Origin of the sequence: Thioclava indica, from assembly GCF_000714545.1 — a bacterium.
GTDB classification, from domain to species: domain Bacteria; phylum Pseudomonadota; class Alphaproteobacteria; order Rhodobacterales; family Rhodobacteraceae; genus Thioclava; species Thioclava indica.
On sequence record NZ_AUNB01000045.1, the window covers coordinates 1 to 17,989 of the forward strand.

General features: G+C 61.6%; 20 protein-coding genes. 5 read left to right on the forward strand and 15 right to left on the reverse strand.

The window, feature by feature from the left end; genetic code table 11:
* Positions 1-22 precede the first annotated feature (22 nt).
* From DT23_RS13370 to DT23_RS13420, 11 genes are all read right to left on the reverse strand, one after another.
* Positions 23-445, reverse strand: coding sequence for a methyltransferase domain-containing protein (locus DT23_RS13370; RefSeq protein WP_051697293.1), 423 nt, complete (start codon positions 443-445; stop codon positions 23-25).
* A gap of 19 nt (positions 446-464) precedes the next feature.
* Positions 465-2,378, reverse strand: a complete 1,914-nt coding sequence (gene ftsH / locus DT23_RS13375) for an ATP-dependent zinc metalloprotease FtsH (protein ID WP_038132030.1) — start codon at positions 2,376-2,378, stop codon at positions 465-467.
* Between the two features lie 81 nt (positions 2,379-2,459).
* Positions 2,460-3,680 carry a tRNA lysidine(34) synthetase TilS gene (gene tilS, locus DT23_RS13380; protein WP_038132001.1) on the reverse strand — a complete coding sequence of 407 codons (1,221 nt, stop codon included), beginning with the start codon at positions 3,678-3,680 and terminating at the stop codon, positions 2,460-2,462.
* Positions 3,677-4,513, reverse strand: coding sequence for a tol-pal system protein YbgF (gene ybgF, locus DT23_RS13385; RefSeq protein WP_051697295.1), 837 nt, complete (start codon positions 4,511-4,513; stop codon positions 3,677-3,679). The genes tilS and ybgF overlap by 4 nt, the downstream gene beginning before the upstream one ends.
* Before the next feature lie 9 nt (positions 4,514-4,522).
* Positions 4,523-5,047 carry a peptidoglycan-associated lipoprotein Pal gene (pal, locus tag DT23_RS13390; RefSeq protein ID WP_038132005.1) on the reverse strand — a complete coding sequence of 175 codons (525 nt, stop codon included), beginning with the start codon at positions 5,045-5,047 and terminating at the stop codon, positions 4,523-4,525.
* Between the two features lie 74 nt (positions 5,048-5,121).
* Positions 5,122-6,444, reverse strand: coding sequence for a Tol-Pal system beta propeller repeat protein TolB (gene tolB, locus DT23_RS13395; RefSeq protein ID WP_156023952.1), 1,323 nt, complete (start codon positions 6,442-6,444; stop codon positions 5,122-5,124).
* A gap of 107 nt (positions 6,445-6,551) precedes the next feature.
* Positions 6,552-7,745, reverse strand: coding sequence for a hypothetical protein (locus DT23_RS13400; protein ID WP_038132007.1), 1,194 nt, complete (start codon positions 7,743-7,745; stop codon positions 6,552-6,554).
* A gap of 19 nt (positions 7,746-7,764) precedes the next feature.
* Positions 7,765-8,244: a protein TolR gene (tolR, locus tag DT23_RS13405; protein ID WP_038132009.1), complete on the reverse strand. Its 480-nt coding sequence runs from the start codon at positions 8,242-8,244 to the stop codon at positions 7,765-7,767.
* 1 nt (position 8,245) lies between these two features.
* Complete coding sequence (gene tolQ / locus DT23_RS13410) at positions 8,246-8,941, reverse strand: protein TolQ (RefSeq protein ID WP_038132010.1); 696 nt, start codon at positions 8,939-8,941, stop codon at positions 8,246-8,248.
* A gap of 118 nt (positions 8,942-9,059) precedes the next feature.
* Positions 9,060-9,461: a tol-pal system-associated acyl-CoA thioesterase gene (gene ybgC / locus DT23_RS13415; protein ID WP_038132011.1), complete on the reverse strand. Its 402-nt coding sequence runs from the start codon at positions 9,459-9,461 to the stop codon at positions 9,060-9,062.
* The gene (locus DT23_RS13420) at positions 9,451-10,167 is read right to left on the reverse strand and encodes a hypothetical protein (RefSeq protein ID WP_240473622.1); all 717 of its coding nucleotides are present in this window, start codon (positions 10,165-10,167) and stop codon (positions 9,451-9,453) included. The genes ybgC and DT23_RS13420 overlap by 11 nt, the downstream gene beginning before the upstream one ends.
* Before the next feature lie 146 nt (positions 10,168-10,313).
* On the opposite strand from DT23_RS13420, the gene DT23_RS13425 reads away from it, so the two are divergent.
* Positions 10,314-11,717 carry a YcjX family GTP-binding protein gene (locus DT23_RS13425; protein WP_038132036.1) on the forward strand — a complete coding sequence of 468 codons (1,404 nt, stop codon included), beginning with the start codon at positions 10,314-10,316 and terminating at the stop codon, positions 11,715-11,717.
* Positions 11,714-12,721, forward strand: a complete 1,008-nt coding sequence (locus DT23_RS13430) for a YcjF family protein (RefSeq protein ID WP_038132014.1) — start codon at positions 11,714-11,716, stop codon at positions 12,719-12,721. Before DT23_RS13425 ends, DT23_RS13430 begins: the two co-directional genes overlap by 4 nt.
* Positions 12,722-12,758: 37 nt before the next feature.
* Here DT23_RS13430 and DT23_RS13435 read toward each other — a convergent pair whose 3' ends face one another.
* The 3 genes from DT23_RS13435 to DT23_RS13445 form a co-directional block, all read right to left on the reverse strand.
* Positions 12,759-13,385, reverse strand: a complete 627-nt coding sequence (locus tag DT23_RS13435; RefSeq protein ID WP_038132017.1) for a DUF1523 family protein — start codon at positions 13,383-13,385, stop codon at positions 12,759-12,761.
* 7 nt (positions 13,386-13,392) lie between these two features.
* Entirely contained in the window at positions 13,393-13,671 is a 279-nt protein-coding gene (locus DT23_RS13440; RefSeq protein WP_038132018.1) for a hypothetical protein, read from the reverse strand.
* A 61-nt stretch (positions 13,672-13,732) separates the two neighbouring features.
* Positions 13,733-14,041, reverse strand: coding sequence for a hypothetical protein (locus DT23_RS13445; protein WP_156023953.1), 309 nt, complete (start codon positions 14,039-14,041; stop codon positions 13,733-13,735).
* A gap of 116 nt (positions 14,042-14,157) precedes the next feature.
* On the opposite strand from DT23_RS13445, the gene DT23_RS13450 reads away from it, so the two are divergent.
* The 3 genes from DT23_RS13450 (at position 14,158) to DT23_RS13460 (ending at position 17,457) form a co-directional block, all read left to right on the forward strand.
* Positions 14,158-15,438: an acetylornithine deacetylase/succinyl-diaminopimelate desuccinylase family protein gene (locus DT23_RS13450; RefSeq protein WP_038132024.1), complete on the forward strand. Its 1,281-nt coding sequence runs from the start codon at positions 14,158-14,160 to the stop codon at positions 15,436-15,438.
* Between the two features lie 212 nt (positions 15,439-15,650).
* On the forward strand, positions 15,651-16,469 hold the full coding sequence (locus tag DT23_RS13455) for a MipA/OmpV family protein (protein ID WP_051697294.1): 819 nt from the start codon (positions 15,651-15,653) through the stop codon (positions 16,467-16,469).
* Between the two features lie 178 nt (positions 16,470-16,647).
* Positions 16,648-17,457, forward strand: a complete 810-nt coding sequence (locus DT23_RS13460) for a division plane positioning ATPase MipZ (RefSeq protein WP_038132025.1) — start codon at positions 16,648-16,650, stop codon at positions 17,455-17,457.
* Between the two features lie 172 nt (positions 17,458-17,629).
* Here DT23_RS13460 and DT23_RS19885 read toward each other — a convergent pair.
* Positions 17,630-17,989 (reverse strand): hypothetical protein (locus DT23_RS19885; RefSeq protein ID WP_205618242.1); only part of this gene is annotated, 360 nt, incomplete at its 5' end.

A 17,989-nucleotide genomic window follows, 5' to 3' on the forward strand; every position in this document is an offset into this window, starting at 1 on the left:
CCTCCGGTAAACTCGGGGCGGTTCACTGAGCAGGCATTTGCACCGCCAAAACACCGCAAGGGCGCAAGAACTGAACCAGACGCGGAAACAGCGTGGCGTGATCGGGCAGCCAGTGCAAAGCAGCGTTGGAAAAGATCAGCGCAGGGGGCTTGTTGGGCTGCCAACTGCCGATGTCGGCCATGTCGCAGCGCCGATAGGCCCCGGTTGCCGCCGCACGTTGCAACATCGCCTCCGAGCGATCAACGCCAACCAGTTTGCGCTTGGGAAAGCGGTGCGACAGGGCCTCGGCCACGGCACCATTGCCGCATCCCAGATCCACCACCTTGCCGCGTTCGGGCAAAGACGGAACCCGCGCCAGAAGATCTAGCGCGGGCCGCAACCGAAGGTCGGAAAACCGACTGTAGCTTTCGGGATCCCAGTCAACGCTGCTTGGCTGAAGTGCCATCACACGCGCCGATCCCGCATCAGGCCGAAGGCTCGGGCGAGGCATCGCCCTCTTTACTGCCGGCATCCTTTTTGGACTTGGTCTTGGGCAGTGCGGTCACCGACGGAAGATTGCCCGCAGGCGTGTCGTCATCATCGCCACCCAGCGCCTCACCCGACATGACCTTTTTGATCTCGTCGCCGGTCAGCGTTTCATATTCCAGCAAGCCTTGAGCGAGACGCTCCCAGTCTTCCTGTTTCTCGGTCAGAATGCGACGCGCTTCTTGGTAACCTTGCTCGATCAGATCGCGAACTTCTTCCTCAATCAGTTCCTTGGTCTTGGTCGAAACCGAGAACCCGGCGGTGTTGCCCTGATAGCCCTCATGCGCCTCGGCATAGTCGATATTACCGACCTTGTCCGACATGCCCCAGCGCATCACCATCGCGCGCGCGATCGCAGAGGCCTGCATGATATCGCCCGCCGGACCGTTAGAGACATGCTCTTCGCCCCATTTCAGAATTTCGGCCGCTTTGCCCGCCATGGTCATGGCGATCTTTTGCTTGGCCTCATCCTTGTGGTAGTTGAGCTTTTCCACCTCGGGCAGCGACACCACCATACCCAGCGCCTGACCGCGCGGGATGATCGTTGCCTTATAGACCGGGTCGCATTTCGGCAGGTTCATACCCACAACGGCGTGGCCAGCCTCGTGATAAGCGGTCATTTCCTTTTGTTCGGGCGTCAGCACCATCGAGCGACGCTCGACCCCCATCATCACCTTGTCCTTGGCGTTCTCGAAATCTTCCATCGCCACAAACCGGCGACCAACGCGCGCCGCCATTAGCGCCGCCTCGTTCACAAGGTTCATCAGATCGGCCCCCGAGAACCCCGGCGTACCGCGCGCAATCGTGCGCAGATCAACATCGGGACCAACGGGAACCTTGCGCGCATGCACGCTAAGGATCTTTTCGCGACCTTTGATATCGGGATTGGGGACGTGGATTTGACGGTCAAAGCGGCCCGGACGCAGCAGTGCAGGGTCCAGCACATCTTTGCGGTTCGTGGCCGCGATAATGATGACGCCCTCATTGGCCTCAAAACCGTCCATCTCGACCAACAACTGGTTGAGCGTCTGCTCGCGCTCGTCATTGCCGCCACCGATGCCGACCCCACGGGCGCGGCCCACAGCGTCGATCTCGTCGATAAAGACGATACAGGGGGCGTTTTTCTTGGCCTGCTCGAACATGTCACGCACACGGCTTGCACCGACGCCGACGAACATTTCCACGAAGTCAGAGCCGGAGATGGTAAAGAACGGCACGCCCGCCTCGCCCGCGATTGCGCGCGCTAGCAGCGTTTTACCCGTGCCCGGAGGGCCAACCAGCAACGCGCCTTTCGGGATTTTACCGCCAAGGCGGCTGAATTTCTGCGGATTGCGCAGGAATTCAACGATTTCCTCAAGCTCTTCCTTGGCCTCGTCGATGCCCGCGACATCGTCAAAGGTTACGCGGCCCTGCTTTTCGGTCAGCAGCTTGGCCTTGGACTTGCCAAACCCCATCGCGCCACCTTTGCCGCCGCCCTGCATCCGGTTCATGAAGAAAATCCAGATCCCGATCAGAACAAGGAAGGGCAACCAGACACCCAGCAGCGACATAAAGCCCGACTGCTGTTGCTTGACCACACGTACCGACACGTTTTTCTCGATCAGCTTTTCGGCAATCGGATCGCTGAGCGGCTTGATCGTGGTGAAATTGGTGCCGTCCGCCAACTGATAGCGCACGCTTTCGCCGTCAATCTGGGCGGTCTTCACCTCACCCTTGTCAACTGCGTCAATAAATTCCGAATATGTAGCTTGGCTCGAATTCATCGAGGATTGCCCATCCCCGAAAAGGTTGAACAAAGCCAAAATCAACAGGAACAGCACTGCCCAGAAGGCGAGATTGCGTGCATTACCCAAGGGATATCCTCCAATCATCCTAAGCGGCTGACCCTCGGCCACCACGTTTGCCTAGAGAAAATAGGCATTCCACGGCTGGGTTCAACGCCTGAATATCGTCGCGGCGAAACTGCTCGCCTCCTTACGCGCTTTCCAGCCGTTTTCAAACCCCGCAAAGGGTGCGGCAATTAGCTTTTCTTGCGCCCAGATCGCAGGAGAGGCCAAAAGCGCCTCGCGTGGCAGGTTTGTCGCGCGCCAGTCGGGGCATTGCGGCAGCCCGCTTGGCCCCAAAGCGGCAATCGTCAGGCCCGAAACGTCCTGCCCATCGAGTGCCTCAAGCGACCAGCCGTCCCAAATCTGATCGCATGGGACGCGCAAGTCTGCCACCGCGCTGAATTCCCGCGCGACATACAAATACGCACCGTGCCGGATGATCTGGCAGCCATGCAGCGTGCAAGGCTCTGGGTCGTGCAAGAATCGCTCTAGCTTGGCGGCGCGGGGCGGGTAATCTGCACCCGACACCCAGATCAGCGCGGCGTTCAGCAAACGGCGCTGTAATTCAGGTGCGAGATCACGCGTGAACGCCGCCCGGTCGATGCGCAGCGCGCCGCGATCTTGCACCACATAATCCGCGACAAATAGCTCTAAACCTGCATCAAGCGCCGCGCGCGCCTGTGCGAGATGCCCGACAACGCGGGCAAGCCCCTCCGCCGTGATGCCTATATCGGACAGCCCCGCCAAAGCCGCACGCGCCCGAACGCGCTCAAATCGCGGGTCACTGTTGGACGGATCATCGACCCACGCGATACCAGCGTCGCGCAGATACTGGCGTAGCTCGGCGCGCGTTACGTCCAGAAACGGGCGATGCCAATGCGCGCCATCAGATTGATAGCTGCGGCGCATCCCCGACAGTCCCTCAAGCCCCGCCTCGCGCGCCAGTCGCATCAGAAACGTCTCGGCCTGATCATCCGCAGTATGACCCAGCGCGATGTGATCCAGCCCCTGCCCGCGCGCCCAGTCGCCGATCAAACGCATCCGCGCCCGCCGCGCCGCATCCATCAGGTTACCGGTTGCCTCGCTCCCGCGCCAGTGTAGCACCTGATGAGGCACACCAAGGCGCGCGCAGGCGGCTGCGACGAATTGCGCCTCCGCTCCGGCCTCGGGGCGTAAGCCGTGATCCACGGTGACGGCATGAACCTCGTAAAACGGTGCCAGAAGATGCAACGTAGCCATCGAATCCGAGCCGCCAGAAACAGCAACCCCGACACGCCGGGGCGCATCGGGGTCAAAGGCCGTTTTCGCTAGCGTCGCGAGATCGCTCACTGGCACCCCAGCGATTGCCGCGCGGTTTGCGCCTCCATTGAGGCCGAAGAGCCGGGGAAACGTGCGCCGACTTGGCCAAGTGTGGTGCAGGCTTCCGAAGTCTGACCCAACTTGCCCAACGCCTTGCCCAGCGCCAACAGGTTATCGCCCGCGCGTTTCCCATTGGGATCGGCAGAGAACCCGGCCAGCCAAGCGCGGGCCGCGTTCGCCGTATCCCCCGATTTCGACAGGGCATCGCCGCGATAATACATCGCGTCCCCCATCAGCGGCGAACCGGGATAGGTTTCCTTGAACGTCTCAAGCAGATCGGCAGCCGAGGCGTAATCGCCCGAATCATAGGCCTTTTTCCCCGCCTCGAAATCCGCCTTCTCGTTGATCGCAAGATCGGGGCCTGCGGGCGCACTATCGGGCGCTGCCGCTGTGACAGAGGTTGTGGTGCCAGCCTCGCCACCCAGCGGCTTGGTCTTGCCCAAGGTCGAGATATCGCAGCCCGTTTCCATCTCGCAGACGCGATATTCGAGATCACCCACCCGGTTGGTGCCATCGGCCACCACGCGGTTGATCCGGTTTTGTGCCTCTTCGACGCGATCCGTCAGATGGCTGAGAGACAGCTCCATCGAATCCATCCGCTCAAGCGCAGATGACCCGCCTGCCTTTTGCAAACCCGCCGCACCGGACGCCTTCAGCTCTTGGCGCAAGCCGTCGATCTCACCTTGCAACTGGCCCAGTTCGGTCTTGATGTCAGCCAGCGTCTGGGCGCGGTTGGCGTCCTGCGCGAAACCGGGAATGGCGGCGCTCAGGACAAGCGCCGCACTCAATGTCAAAGCCCGCAGCATCACGCCTTAGCTCCCCGCTGCGGATTGCGAGATCACGGTGACCGCGCGACGGTTTTTCGCGTAGCATTCCTCGGTCGAGCAGATCGCCAGCGGGCGTTCCTTACCGTAGGAGACCGTGCGCAAACGGTTGCCCGCAACGCCTTGGCTGATCAGGAATTCCTGCGCGGCATTGGCACGGCGTGCGCCGAGCGCAAGGTTGTAGTCGCGCGTGCCCTGTTCATCGGCATGGCCTTCGATGATCGCGGTGTAGGTCGGGTGACTGACCAGCCAGCTTGCCTGCTGGGTCAGAATACCGCGCGCGGTGTCGCTCAGCGTCGATTGATCGACCGAGAAATGCACCATGTCGCCAATCGTCTGGCTGAAATAGGCAGGCGAGTTCGGATCGTTGATGCCGCCTTGATTGATGCCAGCACCACCCGGCCCCAAAGTGCCGCCCGGTCCCGTCGCGCCCGAGCCGTATTTGTCGGGGTTCGAACAGGCCGCGAGGCCAAGGATTGCGACGGCCAGCGCCGCCTTCGTTGCAAAATTCATGATCTCCGCCTTTTTGTTGATCTGCCCTTTTCGGGCGAGCTTAGCAGTTAACTATTGGTTTGTGAATTCGCGCGTTAGGGCAACAGAGGCGACCAAGCCGGGTCGGATGCTGGCCCCGGCGTGGGCACTTTTTTCAGATTGCGCCCCGAGATATCGACCGAATACAGCGCCGCCTCGCCTTGTGCGCCGGGCGTTTCACGGGTGAACATGATGACACGGCCATTGGGCGACCAAGTCGGACCTTCGTCAAGGAAGGACGAGGTCAGCAGGCGTTCTTCGCTGCCATCAGTGCGCATCACGCCGATATGGAAGCGCCCGCTATTTTGCTTGGTAAAGGCAATCATATCGCCACGCGGCGACCAGACCGGCGTGGAATAGCGCCCGTCGCCAAAGCTGATCCGCGTTGCATCGCCACCACCTGTCGACATGATATAAAGCTGCTGCGTTCCCGAGCGGTCGCTTTCAAACACGATACGCGAGCCATCGGGCGAGAACGACGGCGAGGTCTCAATCGAGGGGCTTGTCGTCAAACGCTGTGTCTGGCCGCTGGCGATATCCATCATCCACAGATCGGTATTGCCGTTCTGTTCCAGCGAATAGACCACCTTTTTACCATCGGGCGAGAAACGCGGCGCAAAGGTCATCGTGCCGGGCACATCGGGCAAAAGCCGCGCGCTGGCGGTCGCCACATCCAGCATCTTGATGCGCGGGAAGCCTGTTTCAAACGTGGTATACAGCACCCGCGTGCCATCGCGTGAGAACCGCGGCGCAAGCACAATGGTCGAGGCATCGGTGAGATAGGTGACATTCGCGCCATCGTAATCCATCACCGCAAGGCGCTTTTGTCGTGCGTTTTTCGGCCCGGATTCGGAAACGAACACCACGCGGCTGTCGAAATACGGCCCCTCGCCGGTGATGCGCGAATAGATCACGTCGGACACCTTATGCGCGAGCCTGCGCCAGCTTCCCGGCGAGGCCGCAAGCTGCTGACCCTCACCCATCTGCTGGCCGGAGAACACATCAAACAGGCGGAACTTGACGACAACCTTGCCGCCCGACATCGCGACCGACCCCACAACCAGCGCCTGCGCGTTGATCGCCTGCCAATCGGAATAGTTCACCGGCGTGTCGAACTTGGCGATGTTCTGGATATAGGCGGATTTCGGGATCTCGCGAAACAGCCCCGTGCCCGACAGATCGCTGGACACCACCTGCGTCAGCTGCGCCGCAACATCCGCTGCATCGGGCGTCTCTGGAATAAACCCAGCAATCGCGAAGGGAAGCGGTTCGATCACACCATCGGTGATCGTGATATGCAGCGGCTCTTGGTCTTGCGCGAGCGCGCCAAACGATCCTGCAAACAGCGCCACCAGCATGGCCAGAACGAAACGCATCATCTTTCACACTCCCTTTGCCCGAGACCTGCGCCCCGAGTTGTAACGGATTTCTGCCCCATCGCGCATCACAAGCCCATGACAGCACGCGAGAATTCGCCGATCATCGCTCATTTCATCCTCATTTTGTCGGGATTGAAATCGATTTCGATCGTTTTCCAACGTTCATATTTATCCGCCGGCAGCGGGAAGCCATCCGCGCCGCAGCGCACGATCGCACGCTTGCCTGCCTCGAACGCCTGATCAACAGCCGCCCCCGTGCCGCCCGACGAGCCAACCAGCTTGATCGAGCCGATATCCGGATGACCATCCGGGCGCATATTCACCGACAGCGTCACCGTGGTGCGCAAGGCATCGGAGCTTAGCGCGCCGACATTCCAGCACTGTTTCACATCCACGATCAGCGCGTCTTTCTCACCAGCCGTGATCGGCGGACCAACCGCCGCCTGACCATTTCCGCCCGTGCCTTCGCCCCCCAGCGCCGCTGCCAGCGCATCGTTCACCGCCGAGTTATCGGTTCTGGCGGGCGCGGTCGGAGCTGCGGGTTTCGCCGCTGCCGTTTCGGTTTTTGCGGGCGCTGGCGCAGGTGGTTTAGGCTTGTTGGCCGGGCGCGGTGACGACAGCGGCGCAGAACTTTCGGGCTTGTCGTCGGTCTTGGTCGCCTCGGTCACGATTTCGGTCGTGGCTTCGGGCGGCGCGGCGGCCTCTTTGGGTTTTTCCACGACCTGATCGGGCTTGGCCTCTGCATCAGGCGTTTCCTGCGGCTCGGCCTGCTCTGAGACTTTCGCCTCTGGGGGCGGCGCGGGCGCGGCTTCGGGGGCGACGCGGGGCACATCTTTGGGTTTGGGACGCGGCGAAATCACCGGCGCAAGCGTTTCCGAGGGCACCTCGACAGGCGGTGCCATCACTGGCGGCGCCTCGGCCACATCGGTGGGCGCGGGTGGTTCGGTCAATGCGCTGACATCGGGCTGCGTATCGGGCTGCGGGGCAGGATCGGGCAGCGCCTTGGGTGTCGGTTCGGATGTCGCCTGCGCATCGGGTGCGGGCGTCTCGGGCGGCGTTGTGGCGTCCGGCGTTGCTGGCGCGGTGGGCGCTTGCTGATCGGGCTTGGGCTGGGGCGCATCCTTGGGCGCAGACGCCATCATCGTGTTGAAATCCTGCTCGGACATCACCGCGACCTGACTAATCACCGTGGGCTCGCTGGGCTTGGGTTGAAACCACGAACCGCCCACGACAGCCCAGAGGATCACCCCCGCATGGAGTGCCCCCGAAACGCCATAGCCGATTTTATCCGCCCGGTTCATCGAAATGTGCCCCCTGGGCTCAATTCCCGGCAGGTGCCGCCAGTTGCGGCCCCCCGGTATCGGTGACCAATGTGATATTGGAGAATCCCGCCCCGTTGAGCGCGCCCATCACCTCGACCACCTTCGAATAGGCAATCTTGCCATCCGCGCGCAGGAAGATCTTGTCGCTGTCGCGCTCTTTCGCAATCGCCTGAAGGCGCGCCACCAGTTGATCGGCAGGCACTTCGGAATTCATCAGCGCGACCTTGCCATCGGCCTGGATCGACACGGTCAGCGGAACTTCCGCCTCGGTCGGGACCGCCTTGGCCGCCGTTTTCGGCAGCTCAAGCGGCACACCCACCGTCATCATCGGCGCGGCCACCATGAAAATCACCAGCAACACCAGCATCACGTCGACCATCGGCGTGACGTTGATCTCGCTCATCGCGGTATGGCGCGAAGCACCGCCGCGACGCCTGCGCGACCCGCCCGAGTTCCGTTTTGCAACCCCTGCGCCCATATCAGCCGTCCAACTGACGCGAGAGGATGGTGGTAAACTCGTCGGCAAACGCCTCGTAGTTTGAGGCAATACGATCGGCATCCGAAGACAGTTTATTGTAGAAAATCACCGCCGGAATCGCCGCCAACAGGCCCAGCGCGGTCGCGACCAGCGCCTCGGAGATACCCGGTGCCACCACGGCCAGCGAGGTATTCTGCGAAATCGCGATTTCCTCAAACGCGACCTTGATGCCCCAGACCGTGCCGAACAGCCCGACAAACGGCGAGATCGAGCCGACAGTTGCAAGGAAATTCAGCCCGTAGTTCAGGCCTTCGGTCGCCTTGAGGATCGCCACATCCATCGAGCGTTCAATGCGCGCCTGCGCACCGGCAATCAGCGCGCCATCCTGACGATGCGAGCGTCGCCATTCCATCATGCCAGCCGCGAAAATCTTTTGGCTCGCCCCCTCGGGGGAAGTCCCGATCTGGTCGAACAGCTCGTCCAGCGGCTCTCCTGACCAGAACGCGCGATCAAAGGCTTCTGCCTCGGATTTGGCCGCGCGATAGGCGATGAATTTGCGCACGATGATCGCCCATGACCAAAAGCTGGCCACCACGAGGATGATCATTACGAGTTTGACGGTGAACGATGCGCGCACAAAAAGTGCCAGCAGGGAGAAGTCGATCTCCTGCGCCATCGCAAGCGAAGATTGGTCCATGAATACTGCTCGCCGTTTTTGGGGCCACGTTGTCGTGGCTCTGATTAACAGCGATTCTATAGCAGCCGTAAGAGGAACGCCATAACAACGTTGTAATCGCGCCTCACAAACGCCTCATTCAATGCAGTTTCGGCGCCAGTTTGCGGCGGATATCGGCGGGAAGCCGCTGAGGCGCGCCAGCTTCGCTGATGCAGACGATCGTGACGGTAGCGGTGAACAAGGTTTCGCCATCGCGCGTCACCGCCTGATCCATCACCAGCCGCGCCCCGGTATCGGCCACCAATTCGGTCACAACCACCAGCTGATCATCAAATTTCGCGGGGCGCAAATAGTCGGCCTCGACGCGGCGCACGGCAAAAACGATGCCATGATTGCCCTTGAGCGCAACCTGATCGACCCCCAGCGTGCGGATAAATTCCGAGCGCCCGCGTTCGATGAATTTCAGGTAATTGGCGTAATAGACGATGCCCGCAAGGTCGGTGTCCTCGTAATACACGCGAACCGGAAATTCATGCGCCATCTGGCTCTCCCTGATCGGCCTCACCCACTTCGCGACGCAGATCGCGCACCGCTTGTACGGCCTCATCTTGGCGCAACTCTGCACGCGCGGCCAGCCGCAACGCATGCGACGAATCGCGCGCCACCGCAGGCATCACCGGATCATAGCCCGCCGCAATCACCGCCGCGATATCGGGGCGCAAAACAGTAACCCCCCGCGCCATCGCCAGCGGCGAGCGTTCGCTGAACGCGGTATCAGACCACAGCACAATCATCTGCACGGCCTGCTGCAGCGCGATCACCTCGGCGGGCACCTCATCCAGCCCCGCGTCCATACGCACAAAGCTGAAACAGGCCCGGATCGCACCGTCAGGATCAAACCGGAACACGCGATACTGGCTTGCGCCCTGATCGTCGAGCCGCACGACCAGATCTTGCAAACCATCAATCAACTGATCGAGGTTGGGCACCTCAAGCAATTCCTGCCAATCGCGAAAGAAAAAGATCATCAGGTTCGCGCCAAGCTCGGGGTCGGTCTCGGCCATCTTGTGACCCGCCAGCGCGACCACCGCCTCAACCGCGCCCTTGACGGTCGCCAATGTGCCCGCCTCGACCCCGAATACGACGGGCACGATCGGACGGCCCCAACGCGCAAACAGGTAGTCTCCGGAGCCGCGTGTGAACAACGGCTGAACGGTCTCTTGCGTGATCTGGGCCTGTTCGCTCATCTTTGCTCCTTACGCGGTTGTTCCTAACCTATGAGATAAGCGCAGGCGCGAAAAGGGCCAGCCGAGGGCGGGCGGACGCATTGCACCTTTCAACCGCGCGCCCCTCTGCCTATCTTGAGGCGATAAATATGAGTGAGGGGCGACAGTTGGGCATTTCCGATATTGCGGACGGGATCACGCGCGGGATCGAAGGAATCGGCGCGCAGGTTTCCGAGACGCTGTTCGAACCGGTTGTGCGCCTTGGCGTGACAGGGCTGTCGCGCGCGGGCAAAACGGTGTTCATCACCTCGCTGGTGGCCAATCTGCTGGATCGCGGGCGGATGCCGGCGCTGGGGGCTGCAAGCGATATTACGGCGGCCTTCCTGCAACCCCAGCCCGACGATACCGTGCCGCGGTTCGACTATGAAAGCCACCTCGCCGCGCTGACCGGGCCAAGCCCGCATTGGCCCGAGGGCACCCGCGCCGTGTCTGAACTGCGGCTATCCTTTCGCATCCAGCCGCGCGGCTTGCTGGGAGCGGTGCGCGGCCCGCGCGTGGTGCATCTTGATATCGTGGATTATCCCGGCGAATGGCTGCTTGATCTGGGGTTGATGGACAAAAGCTATAATGAATGGAGCGCGCAAGCCCTGGCGCGCCTGCCCCACCGCCCCAAGGGTGCCGCATATCTGACGCAAGCCGAGGCAGCGGATGGCACCGCCGAGTTTAGCGAACCCAACGCCAAAGCACTGGCAGCGGCGTTCACCGATCATCTGAACGCCGCGCGCGAGGCGGGGTTTTCCGATTGCACGCCGGGGCGGTTTTTGTTGCCCGGCGAGTTGGCCGGATCGCCTGCGCTGACATTTGCCCCGCTGCCCGAAGGGGCCGCCCCGCGCGGCTCTCTTCGTCGCGAGATGGAGCGCCGTTACGAGGCCTACAAACGCGAGATCGTGCGGCCGTTCTTTCGCGATCATTTCGCCAAGATCGACCGTCAGGTGGTGCTGGTCGATGTGTTGGGCGCGATCCATGCCGGGCCAGCGGCGCTTGAAGACTTGCGCGGCTCGATGGCTGATATCCTGTCCGCGTTTCGCCCCGGCACGGCGGGCTGGCTGGCCTCGCTGCTGGGCGCTCGGCGCGTCGAACGCATCCTGTTTGCCGCCACCAAGGCCGACCATCTGCACCACTCCCAACATGCCCGCCTGACCGCAATCACCGGCGCGTTGCTGCGCGAGGCCAAGGATCGCGCCGATTTCTCTGGGGCCAAGACTTTGGCGCTATCGCTCGCCGCCCTGCGCACGACCACCGAAGAAGAGATCACCCATGATGGCGCGGAGCTAAAGGCCGTGCGCGGGCGATTGGAGAGCGGTAAATCGGTGGCGCTGTATCCCGGCGAATTGCCCACAGACCCGTCGCATTTGCTCTCGCCCGCATCGCAAGGCGCGCAGGCCTGGCTGGATGAGGATTACGCGATCATGAATTTCGCCCCCGCCCCCGTTATCCTGAAACCCGGCGAAGGCCCGCCCCATATCCGGCTGGATCGCGCGGCCGAATTTCTGATCGGGGACAAGCTATGAAAAAACCGGTGATGATCGAGATCGACGCCGCGCCCTCACCCGCCGAGGCCGCACCGATCGAGGATATGCCCGCCGCGACCGAGGAACGCCTTGAGGGCCGCGCGATGCAGATCGCGACCCGGCTTGGGGCGCGGCGCAGCTCGGGCGTGACGCGGTTTTTCTGGCGCGCTTTGGTGGCGCTGGTCGGGTTTCTCGTCTCGGTGGCGCTGTGGCGGTTCATCGACGGGCTGTTTGCCACGCATCCGATCTTGGGTTGGATCGGCGCGGCGCTGGTGCTGGCCTTCGCGCTGGGGGCGCTGCTGATTGCAGGGCGTGAGATCGCGGCATTCTCGCGATTGGCGCGGCTTGATAAGGTGCATAAAGAGGTCTCCGAGGCGCTGGACACCGATGACCTAAGCCGCGCACGCAAGGTCGTGAGCCATGTTTCGGGGCTGTATTCCGCACGTCCCGAAATGGAATGGCCCCGCGCGCGGCTGAAAGAACGTTACGACGAGGTGCTTGATACCGACACGCTGATGGGTCTGGCCGAGGCCGAGTTGATGGCCCCGCTGGATGCCGCCGCGCGTCTGGAAATCGAGGCCGCCGCGCGCACCGTCGCCACCGTCACGGCGCTTGTGCCGCTCGCGCTGGCCGATGTCGTGACCGCGCTTACGGCCAATCTGCGCATGATCCGTCGCATCGCCGAGATTTACGGCGGGCGGTCCGGCTCGCTTGGCTCGATCCGGCTGGCGCGCACGGTGATGACGCATCTGGTGGCCACCGGCGCGGTGGCGGCGGGCGATGATCTGATCGAAACCATGACCGGCGGGCACTTGATGACCAAGCTGTCGCGGCGCTTTGGCGAGGGCATGATCAACGGCGCGCTGACCGCCCGCGTTGGCATCGCCGCGCTTGAGGTCTGCCGCCCGATGCCGTTTCGCACGTTGAAAAAGCCGCGCGTGACCAATCTGATCGGGCGCTCGCTGAGCGGGGTGTTTAGCAAGAAAGACGCTAATCCCGGGTGAGTAAGGGGGCGTGCCTAAAGCCGCCCCCCGTCGCAGGTTACTTCTTGCGCCCCATCAAGCGGTCAAACCAGCTTTTCGCGCCTTCCTCGGCATCATCCCAAGTCTCGCCCGCATCCTCTATCAACGGATCAATCGAGCGTTCGCGGAACTGCCGCCACATCGCCCGGATCACCAAGATCAGCACCAGCAACAGCGTCAGGATCACGATATTCACCCAAGGGATGATGCGCGCATCCGGCCCTGCGACAACCTTCATGCCGACCGCATTGGGATAGATCGTCAACCAATTCGAGCGCCAACCATAGCGCGTGACCGACACCCAAACCGGATCGGCCTTGGTCGAGATCAGCGATTCCGCCTGCGCCTGAAGGTTTGAGCTGTCGAGCTTGAAATAGGGCGGCCAGCCCCAGCCGGTATCTTCATTGCGAAATACCAGCGGTTTGCCATTGGCGCGCACCGTGTTGATAAAACGCACATCGCGGCTTGTCGCGGCGGCTGTGCCAACATCGGGCGCGGCCCAGAAGATCGAGTTCTCGCCGAAATCGACGCGGCGGACCTCGGTGCCGACGACGCGCACGATATCATGGCGCGGCAAGTTGTAGCTAAGGAAGGTGAAGACGGTGATCGCAATAACCGCCCAGAAACCCCATTTCAGATAGCGCATCAAACCCTCACGCGTAATTCACGAGATAAATAAGCCCAGCCACCAGTGCGATGGGCAAGATATAGACCAGCCAGATCAGCCTGCGCAGCAGGCTGCCTTCGTAGTTTTTCATGCCGATTTCGACATAAATCTCACGCGGGCCGGGGGTATCTCCAGCGGCCTCCGCCTCGGCCCATTCGTCTTCCAGCGCCTCGCGGTGCAACGAGCGCGCATAGATCCGCACCAGCCAGAAGATCACGCTGAGCGCGATAAAACCGAGAACGCCCAGACGGATAAAGCCAAACATCGCCCCTGCTCCTTGCAAGTTACGCCGACCTTACGCGCCAAACGCGGGTCAAACCAGCGCGTTACCCTTTGCGCGCCGCCATCGCCATGCGGATCAGCTTGATCGCGATGGCCGCAGTTGCCACCGGCACCAAGGCGAGCACATAGGTCGCAGCAAACATCTGGCGCGGCGCGTAGCCGTTCGTGCAACTGCCAACATCGGAAAAAAAGCGCATGATAAAGCCCGCGCCGCAAGACGTGCCCGTCATGTAAAAGGCCGGCACCAGCATCCCGATCGGGATAAAGGCCAGCAGTTTCGCCCACTCATATTTCGACAACCAGCCGCCGACGGCGACGCAGATGACCAATGCGAAGGCCAAAAACAGGTTCATATTCATTCCTCCTACCGGCCCGCTTGCCGCGTTTGCCCTTCGATAGCGCGTCGCAGGGGCAAACTCCATGCGTTTTCCCTCTTGGAGCGCGCGGTTTGCGGGTCTAGCCTTGCGCAATGGATCTGAACACCAAAATCAAAGCCGAGATCGACAGCCGCCGCGACGCGCTAGTGGCGCTGACGCGCGATCTGATCATGATCCCGACGCTGAACCCGCCGGGGCGCAATTATCTGGAGATCTGTGAGTATCTCGCGGCGCGGCTGGCGGCACGCGGTTTCAAGACCGAACTGATCCGCGCGCAGGGTGCGCCTGGCGATAGCGACCGCTACCCGCGCTGGAATTTGGTCGCGCGGATCGAGGGCGTGCACCCCGGCGAGTGCGTGCATTTCAACTCGCATCACGACGTGGTCGAGCTGGGCCATGGCTGGACCCGCGATCCGTTTGGCGCAGAGGTCGAGGGTGACCGGATCTACGGGCGTGGCGCGTGCGATATGAAGGGCGGGCTGGCCGCCTCGATCATCGCTGCCGAGGCCTTCCTTGCCGCCTGTCCCGATTTCGCAGGCGCGATCGAGATTTCCGCCACGGCGGATGAGGAAAGCGGCGGCTTTGGCGGCGTGGCCTATCTTGCCGAGCAGGGCCGCTTTGATCCCGCCCGTGTGCAGCATGTGATCATACCCGAGCCGCTGCACAAAGATCAGATCTGTCTGGGCCATCGCGGCGTCTGGTGGGCCGAGATCGAAACCCATGGCCGCATCGCGCATGGCTCGATGCCATTCTTGGGCGATAGCGCGATCCGCCACATGGGCGCAGTGCTTGAGGAAATGGAACAGACGCTGTTCCCGCTTTTGGCCAACAAGCGCACCGAGATGCCCGTGATCCCGGACGGGGCGCGTGCCTCGACGCTCAATATCAATTCGATCCATGGCGGCGAGCCGGAACAGGACGCAGATTACACCGGTCTGCCCGCGCCTTGCGTGCCCGATCGTTGCCGCATCATTATTGATCGCCGCTTCCTGATCGAAGAAGAGATCGGTCAGGTCAAAGCCGAGATCGCCAATCTGATGGAGCGGGTCAAAACCCGCCGCCCCGAGTTTTCGTATGAAATCCGCGATCTGTTTGAGGTCCGGCCCTCAATGACCGATCGCGACGCGCCCGTCGTGCGCTCTACCGCGAGCGCGATCGAGGCGGTGCTGGGACGCGAGGCCGCCTATGTCGTCTCCCCGGGCACCTACGATCAAAAGCATATCGACCGGATCGGGCGGTTGAAAAACTGCATCGCTTACGGGCCGGGTCTGCTGGAACTTGCCCATCAGCCCGACGAATGGGTTGGCATTACCGATATGGCCGACAGTGCCAAGGTGATGGCGCTGGTGCTGGTCGAGCTGTTGGCGCGCTAGGGGCCTGCGAGGATTGCGCGCACCAGATGCGCGTGACGCCATGTTATGCGGGCCAAGACTGGCAGCCAGTCCAGAGATTGCGGCAAAAGCGACACGTCATCCGGTACTCTTAACCGGCAGGATACGAGGATCGAGACGGCGCCAGATCACGAAGATATGATCAGGTTGCCGATTCTCCTTACAACTTACCTCGTCAGGAAAGACCAAGCGCCATGATGAAGTCGTTAACGATTGCTGCTGTAATGATGCTGCCCGTGACTGCACATGCAGGCGGTTTCGATCTGAACACCACCCCTGCCGCCGTTGCCCCTGCACCGGTCGCGGCACCGACGCCCGATCTGATTTTCCGCCTTGGCGCGGGTGTGTCTTATGGGCCGGCCTATTTCGGGTCCAACGACGACGAAGCTGGTCCCACCGGCTCCTTCAGCCTGCAATTTCTGCGCGCAGGCGGCAGATCCGTTGGATCGGAAACCGGCGAACCGCGCTATGGTTTCGCGCCCCGCGCATCGTTTCGTGTGATTAGCAAACGCTCGGCCAAAGATCATGCCGAGCTGACGGGCATGAAAGATGTGCCGCTGTCGGTCGAGGTTGGCTTTGGTCTTGGCTACACTAGCCGGAACTTTGAGGCAGTCGGCAACCTTCGCTATGGCGCTATCGGGCACGAAGCCTGGGTCGGCGAGCTTGGCGCGGATTTGGTTCTGCGCCCCTCGGATCGCCTGACGCTTAAGGCAGGGCCGCGCGTCGTGGTTGGTTCGAACAAGTATAACAACACCTATTTCGGCGTAACGGCAGCAGAATCCGCAGCCAGTGCAGGCGCGCTTGCAGCCTATAACCCCGGCTCGGGCGTGGTCAGTGCCGGGATCGAAGTGGGTGCGGTCTATGCGCTTAACGACACCTGGAGCATCAACGGCTCGGTGCGTTATGATCGCTTCCAAAACGACGCCAAGGACTCGCCGATTGTGGCGCAGGGGTCGGCTGACCAAGTCCGTGTGATCATTGGCGCGTCGCGTCTGTTCTCGTTCAACTTCTGATTTCGAGACGGTTCAAGCTTGAGAGGGCGGCCCGTTCGGTCGCCCTTCCTGTTGCCAAAACACTGTGTTTCCACACTCTCGTAGCGGATTGAGAGGTACGCTCTCTTCCACCGCCTTGCATGACCATCTATAGTGTGCGCCAAGAAACGGGACACAAGACAGGGCGGGGTTCGCAGACGTGGCGCATATCATCGTGATGGGCAATGAAAAGGGTGGATCGGGGAAGTCGACCACCTCAATGCATGTGGCCACCGCGTTGGCCCGGATGGGCTGGCGTGTGGGCGCGCTTGACCTTGATCTGCGGCAACGCAGTTTCGGGCGCTACATCGAAAACCGTCTGGCGTTTTGCGCCCGTGAAGGGCTGGACTTGCCCACCCCCGATTATCGCGAATTGCCCGAGATTGATGCGGACACGCTTGCGCCGGGCGAAAACCCTTATGATCACCGCCTCTCCACGGCTGTCGCCGATATGGAGCAAAGCTGCGATTTCATCCTGATCGACTGCCCCGGCTCGCATACACGTCTTAGCCAAGTCGCACATTCGCTGGCCGATACGCTGGTCACGCCGCTCAATGACAGCTTTATCGACTTTGACCTGCTGGCGCGGATTGACCCGGTGACGTCCAAAGTGATCGGCCCGTCGATCTATTCCGAAATGGTTTGGTCTGCGCGGCAATTGCGCGCCAAGGCGGGGCTCAAGCCGATCGACTGGATCGTTTTGCGCAACCGCGTGGGCGCGCAACAGATGCACAACAAACGCAAGGTTGGCGCGGCGCTGGAACAACTGTCCAAGCGGATCGGCTTTCGCGTCGCCCCCGGTTTTGCCGAGCGGGTGATTTTCCGCGAACTCTTTCCGCGCGGGCTGACGCTATTGGATCTTAAGGATCTGGGGATCGACAATCTCAACATCTCGAATGTCGCGGCGCGGCAGGAATTGCGCGATCTTCTCAAGGAATTGGATCTGCCCGGCGTGACGATCAATTTCTGATCGCACCAAACGGACAGCGTAAACGCTCGGCAGTGTGACAAAGGCAATCCGCACTGTAGGACATGGGGGATGCGCCTTCACATGTCTCGGCTTCGGCCACCTTTATGCGTCCCGCGATTTGCGTCCGGGGCCAATCCGCCCACTGTTTCATCCAGCGGATACTCTTATACCGTTACGAGTTGACGTCAGGCTGGCACCCAGTCAGCGTCGGGCGGTCCTTCTGCACATCGGCCAAGTCATCAGTCACATCTAGGCAGTAGACCAAATCGCGCATCCGTTCGGCGACTTCACGGAAATAGCCGGGCCGCGTGGCAGGGTCTTTCGGGAAATAGAGCCCCGCCTTGAGGCGGATGCCATCGTCTGGCGGATAGGTCGCGTAAACGATACAGAGCCTCATCTTTTCGCGCAGGTTATCGACACTGCAAGTAACGTCGAATCCGGCGTCGGGCGATTGGGGAATATAGTGCAGCCTGTTGGGGAGTCTTGTCGGATCAGCGACCGAGACAGGAGTGAACCGCCCCGAGTTTACCGG

Excerpts from the sequence above, each read along its gene's own strand:
- DT23_RS13435 (WP_038132017.1), bottom strand. The coding sequence starts at position 13,385 with ATGCGCTATCTGAAATGGGGTTTCTGGGCGGTTATTGCGATCACCGTC.
- DT23_RS13440 (WP_038132018.1), bottom strand. The coding sequence starts at position 13,671 with ATGTTTGGCTTTATCCGTCTGGGCGTTCTCGGTTTTATCGCGCTCAGC.
- DT23_RS13420 (WP_240473622.1), bottom strand. The coding sequence starts at position 10,167 with ATGAGCGAACAGGCCCAGATCACGCAAGAGACCGTTCAGCCGTTGTTC.
- DT23_RS13370 (WP_051697293.1), bottom strand. The coding sequence starts at position 445 with ATGGCACTTCAGCCAAGCAGCGTTGACTGGGATCCCGAAAGCTACAGT.
- DT23_RS13455 (WP_051697294.1), top strand. The coding sequence starts at position 15,651 with ATGATGAAGTCGTTAACGATTGCTGCTGTAATGATGCTGCCCGTGACT.
- DT23_RS13430 (WP_038132014.1), top strand. The coding sequence starts at position 11,714 with ATGAAAAAACCGGTGATGATCGAGATCGACGCCGCGCCCTCACCCGCC.
- ybgC (WP_038132011.1), bottom strand. The coding sequence starts at position 9,461 with ATGGCGCATGAATTTCCGGTTCGCGTGTATTACGAGGACACCGACCTT.
- tolR (WP_038132009.1), bottom strand. The coding sequence starts at position 8,244 with ATGGGCGCAGGGGTTGCAAAACGGAACTCGGGCGGGTCGCGCAGGCGT.
- tolB (WP_156023952.1), bottom strand. The coding sequence starts at position 6,444 with ATGATGCGTTTCGTTCTGGCCATGCTGGTGGCGCTGTTTGCAGGATCG.
- tolQ (WP_038132010.1), bottom strand. The coding sequence starts at position 8,941 with ATGGACCAATCTTCGCTTGCGATGGCGCAGGAGATCGACTTCTCCCTG.
- DT23_RS13450 (WP_038132024.1), top strand. The coding sequence starts at position 14,158 with ATGGATCTGAACACCAAAATCAAAGCCGAGATCGACAGCCGCCGCGAC.
- pal (WP_038132005.1), bottom strand. The coding sequence starts at position 5,047 with ATGAATTTTGCAACGAAGGCGGCGCTGGCCGTCGCAATCCTTGGCCTC.
- DT23_RS13400 (WP_038132007.1), bottom strand. The coding sequence starts at position 7,745 with ATGAACCGGGCGGATAAAATCGGCTATGGCGTTTCGGGGGCACTCCAT.
- DT23_RS13445 (WP_156023953.1), bottom strand. The coding sequence starts at position 14,041 with ATGAACCTGTTTTTGGCCTTCGCATTGGTCATCTGCGTCGCCGTCGGC.